1 protein-coding gene is annotated in these 580 nt (G+C 74.7%); it reads left to right on the forward strand.

Going from position 1 to position 580, the window contains the following annotated elements; genetic code table 11:
* Window positions 1-91: 91 nt before the first annotated feature.
* A partial coding sequence (locus F6X68_RS33020) for an SRPBCC domain-containing protein (RefSeq protein ID WP_151457877.1) occupies window positions 92-580 on the forward strand: 489 nt, incomplete at its 3' end.

Here is a 580-nt window from a genome sequence, read left to right on the forward strand (position 1 = left end):
GTATCGATCGCGGCCCGCCCGGCGCCGGCCGCGTACCGTGGGGATCCCCCCGTCCGGGGCGGGCCGCGATCGATACCCGTAGAGTCGCGCCGTGATCGAGATCGACGTGCAGGTGGACCTGTTCCACCCGGCGGACCGGGTGTGGCACGCATTGACGGATCGCGCTCTGCTCGCCCGCTGGTTCACCGAGGTCGAGCCGATGGCCGGGTCGCGCGGCCGGCTGCTGCTGTTCACCGCCGGCCTGCCCGGGTTCGACGCCGCCGTCGACGCGGAGGTGACCGACCGGCGGGAGCCGGAGCTGATCGCGCTGCGGTGCCTCGAGGGCGGCCGGCGAAGCCGGCTGGCCTGTGCCGTCGCCCCCACCGCCGAGGGGTGCCGGCTGTCGGTCCGCGAGGTGCTGGAGCACGGCAGCTGGAACGACGAGCAGCGCGAACGCCGCGAGGAGTCCTACCGGCAGGCGTTGACCGGGCGCCTGCCGGCGATCCTCGACTGGCTGGCCTTCCAGCAGGTCGACCTGCGCCGGGGCGAGCCCGGGATGACCACCGAGATGCCGGTGACCGAGGTGGTCGGCGACGAGCCG

It is taken from the genome of Micromonospora sp. AMSO12t, from assembly GCF_008806585.1.
Taxonomy (GTDB): Bacteria; Actinomycetota; Actinomycetes; order Mycobacteriales; family Micromonosporaceae; genus Micromonospora; species Micromonospora reichwaldensis.